Raw genomic sequence first — 3,369 nt, 5'->3', positions numbered from 1 at the left:
CTCCGGCGGCCACCCGCCCCTGCTTGGAGTCCCCTGGAATGAGCGTCACCCACCCTGGCCTGGAGCCGCTGCCCGAATCGCCTGACGAGGACGTGCGCGCGCGCGTCGCCGCCATCGAGGTCCTCTCTCCCCGCGAAATCGACGAGCGGCTGTCGGACCGGGGCTACCGGGGGCAGCCGGAGGCGCGCCGCGCGGCGTCCGTGCTGGCATACCGGCACCTGCGCCGCATCCGCCACCTGCACCTGGAGGGGCTCGCCCCCGAGCCAGGCATGCGGGAGAACTGCCTCTTCCTGGGGCCCACCGGCTCCGGGAAGACGTTCCTCGTGGAGCTGCTGTTCCGCGAAATCCTCGCCGTGCCCACCGTGCTGGCGGACGCGACGCAGTTCTCCGAAACGGGCTACGTGGGCGACGACGTGAGCACGCTGCTGTCGCGCCTGTACGAGGCCGCGGACCGGGACGCGGCCTGGGCCGGCTGCGGCGTGGTGTGCATGGACGAGTTCGACAAGCTCGCCACCAGTCGCTCCGACAGCCGCTTCGCCGGCCAGCAGACCACGAAGGACGTCAGCGGCTTCGGCGTGCAGCGCGGCCTGCTGCACATGCTGTCCGCCCCCAGCGCGGACTTCCCACCCGACTTCGGCTTCACCAGCCGCCAGCGGCCCGACACCATGGAGCTGGCTTGCGTCACCTTCATCGCCTGCGGCGCCTTCAGCGGCCTGGGCGCCACCGCGGAGGGGCTGGCGCGGAGCGAGCACCTGGGCTTCGGCCGTGAACCCCTCCCGGCGCGGGCGGAGAGCATCGCCACGCGGGTGACGGAGGAGCAGTTGGAACAGACCACCGCCTTCGCGCGCTACGGCTTCATCCCGGAGCTCATCGGCCGCTTCAACCGGCTGGTCTCCTTCTCCCCCCTGGACACGGCCACCCTGGGCGACATCCTCCAGCACAACGTGCTGCGCGCCTACGAGCGGGAGTTCGAACAAGAAGGGCTGCGCCTGCAGGTGGCGCCCGAGGTGCGGGCGTTCGTGGTCGCCCGCGCGCTCAAGCGGGAGACAGGCGCGCGCGGGCTGCGCACCACGCTCGCGCCCTTGCTGGAGCGGGCCGCCTACGAGCACTTTGGCCACCGGGGCAACGACGGCACGCTCCGGCTGACGCTGGAGGCCGGCGAGGTCCAGGCCCGGCTCGCGTAGCCACGCTGTCTCCAGTCAGCGGACCCGGGGCCCGGCCGCGGCGTGTGGTGACGTGCCAGGGGAGCAGGCCCGTCCCACACCCCGCACGCACAAGCCTTACGGTTTTGCTGGGCAACGGAATCTGGAGGGCAGAGACATGCATCACACGCGGGAGATACCCAAGGAAGGCTGGGGGGACTACCTGGCCCTGCTGAGCAACCTGGAGCGGGACCACTGGGTGCGCATCGAGACGGAGAGCGCCGACTTCGGCGACCAGCCGCTCGCCGGCAGGCTGCCGCTGGTGGAGATTGCCCTCGAGCCGAAGGGGAGCGACAAGGGCTCCGTGGAAATCATCGTCGGCCGGCCGGGCGGCGAGGTCACCCACCGCATCCTCAAGCCCGACCACATCTACGCGGACGAGAGTGACAGCGGCGAACTGGAGTGCCTCGACATCGAGGACGCGGACCACGTGAAGACGCTCATCTACTTCGAGTCGGCCCACGCGGCCGAGGAGCCGGGCGTCGGCGCGCCGTCCTGACGGCGGGTCCCCGCGCGAACGCGATGAGGCCGGAAGGCCCCCGCCCGAGCAAGGGGAGCCCTCCAGCCAGCGCGCCCCTCCTGACCGGGCCTCACGGCACGGCCAGGGTGGCGCTTCCGCATCGTGGGATTACGGGTACAGCGCGCGAGCGCCCTGCTTGTCCAGGGTGGTGAGCACCAGGTCACCCGTCTGGGTGCCCGCGCACTGCGGGTAGTGCATGACGGACGCGCGGTCATACGTCGTCGTCAGGGCGCGCCAGGCGCTGTCCTCGTAGCAGCCGCTGCCCGTGGAGCGGGTGTGCTCGTGGCGGAAGCCCAGCACGTGGCCCAGCTCGTGGCGCATGATGCCCGCCAGCGTCCAGGGGGAGATGCTGCCGAAAGCGGTGTTGTCCACCAGCACGTTGCGGCCCGAGCGCCCCGAGTTCGGGAAGAAGGCGCGCGCCAGGTACTGGCCGCCCGAGCTCACCGGACGCACGTCGAAGAGCACGTTGTTGTTGGAAGCGGTGCAGGCCGTGTCCTGCGCCGTCACGTGGGTGAAGTTGACGTTCGCGGTGGCCTCCCAGGCCGCCGTGGCGCTGTTCATCGCCGTCACCATCTTCGACTTGTTGCCAGAGAAGGTGCTGCTGATGCAGTACGTGAGGTTCCGCGCCTGGGTGGCGCTCCACTTCACGTCGCCGGTGGGGGACTTGGTGGAGCTGGTGTTGTAGACGGCCAGGCCGCCCCGGCTGGTGCCCGTCTCCGCCGCGACGTTGTTGTCGAAGAAGGCCCGCAGCTCCTCCTCGCTGTCCAGCGCCATGTCGCCGTCGAAAATCAGCTTGCCCTCGGGGTCCTCGTACACCGAGGCCCGGAACTCCTCCCACGTCATCTTCGGCTGCTCGGCTTCGGAGGCCTCCGGGCCACCACACGCGGAACCGAGAAGGGCCACACCAGCCACCAGCGCAACGGAGCGGAACTTAAGCATCTTGGGGTTTCCTCTGACGCCTACTTCGGGGGACGCACCGGCCGCCCGGCGATTCCGCCAGCCGCGGCCTGGAGCGCTCCGCCCATGAGCAACCGCCGCGCCAAGCTGACGCCCAGAGGACAAAGCAAGACTTCAGGACCTTACATGGACCGGCGACCTTCCATGTTTGAAGTCAAACGACGTAAATACTCCTGACAGCGCGTCCGGCAACGTGGCGTCGCCACGGAGGAATCGCCTCTTTCGAGGGAGCCGCACCCAAACCAGACAGTGCTGTCTGGTTATCGGTCACCTGCCCCGTGGGTCAGGTCCGCTGCGCCCGGGGGGAAGGACACCCATTGCAAAATGCCAGACATTGGCAAAATGCATTCCCAGACAACCTGCGTCAACCCCTTCAACGCAGTGGGGCGGGACTCATGCAGCGCCGGCACACGGGGGCAACGGCCGCGAGGGCGTTGATTCCCGACGCCCTGGGGCGCGGAGGACTGCGCGTTCCAGGCGGGCGTGATAGGCGGAAGCGGGAGGACCCCGCCGTTCGCCATGCACCTGTTCGACATCCCCGCGTGGTTGGAGGTGGCCTGGCCCCACGTGGTGGCGGCGCTGACGGTGCTCATCAGCGCGCTGGCCAGCGCCCACGCGGTGCTGCACAAGCGGGACGTGCGGGCCGCGGTGGCGTGGGTGGGGCTGGCGTGGCTGGTGCCGGTGCTGGGC

Annotated in this window: 3 protein-coding genes; 2 read left to right on the top strand and 1 reads right to left on the bottom strand. The window is 69.9% G+C overall.

Features of this window, described 5'->3' with window-relative positions; genetic code table 11:
• The first annotated feature begins 38 nt into the window (after nt 1–38).
• Both G4D87_RS35725 and G4D87_RS35720 read left to right on the top strand, forming a co-directional pair.
• The gene (locus tag G4D87_RS35725; protein WP_205507854.1) at nt 39–1,184 is read left to right on the top strand and encodes an AAA family ATPase; all 1,146 of its coding nucleotides are present in this window, start codon (nt 39–41) and stop codon (nt 1,182–1,184) included.
• A gap of 136 nt (nt 1,185–1,320) precedes the next feature.
• The gene (locus G4D87_RS35720) at nt 1,321–1,701 is read left to right on the top strand and encodes a DUF5335 family protein (RefSeq protein WP_176412401.1); all 381 of its coding nucleotides are present in this window, start codon (nt 1,321–1,323) and stop codon (nt 1,699–1,701) included.
• Between the two features lie 129 nt (nt 1,702–1,830).
• On the opposite strand, the gene G4D87_RS35715 is transcribed toward G4D87_RS35720, so the two are convergent.
• Nucleotides 1,831–2,661, bottom strand: coding sequence for a M57 family metalloprotease (locus tag G4D87_RS35715; RefSeq protein ID WP_205507853.1), 831 nt, complete (start codon nt 2,659–2,661; stop codon nt 1,831–1,833).
• Nucleotides 2,662–3,369 lie beyond the last annotated feature (708 nt).

The organism is Myxococcus vastator (genome assembly GCF_010894475.1).
In the GTDB taxonomy this organism is placed as follows: domain Bacteria; phylum Myxococcota; class Myxococcia; order Myxococcales; family Myxococcaceae; genus Myxococcus; species Myxococcus vastator.
This window is presented reverse-complemented; position numbering and strand designations above follow the sequence as displayed.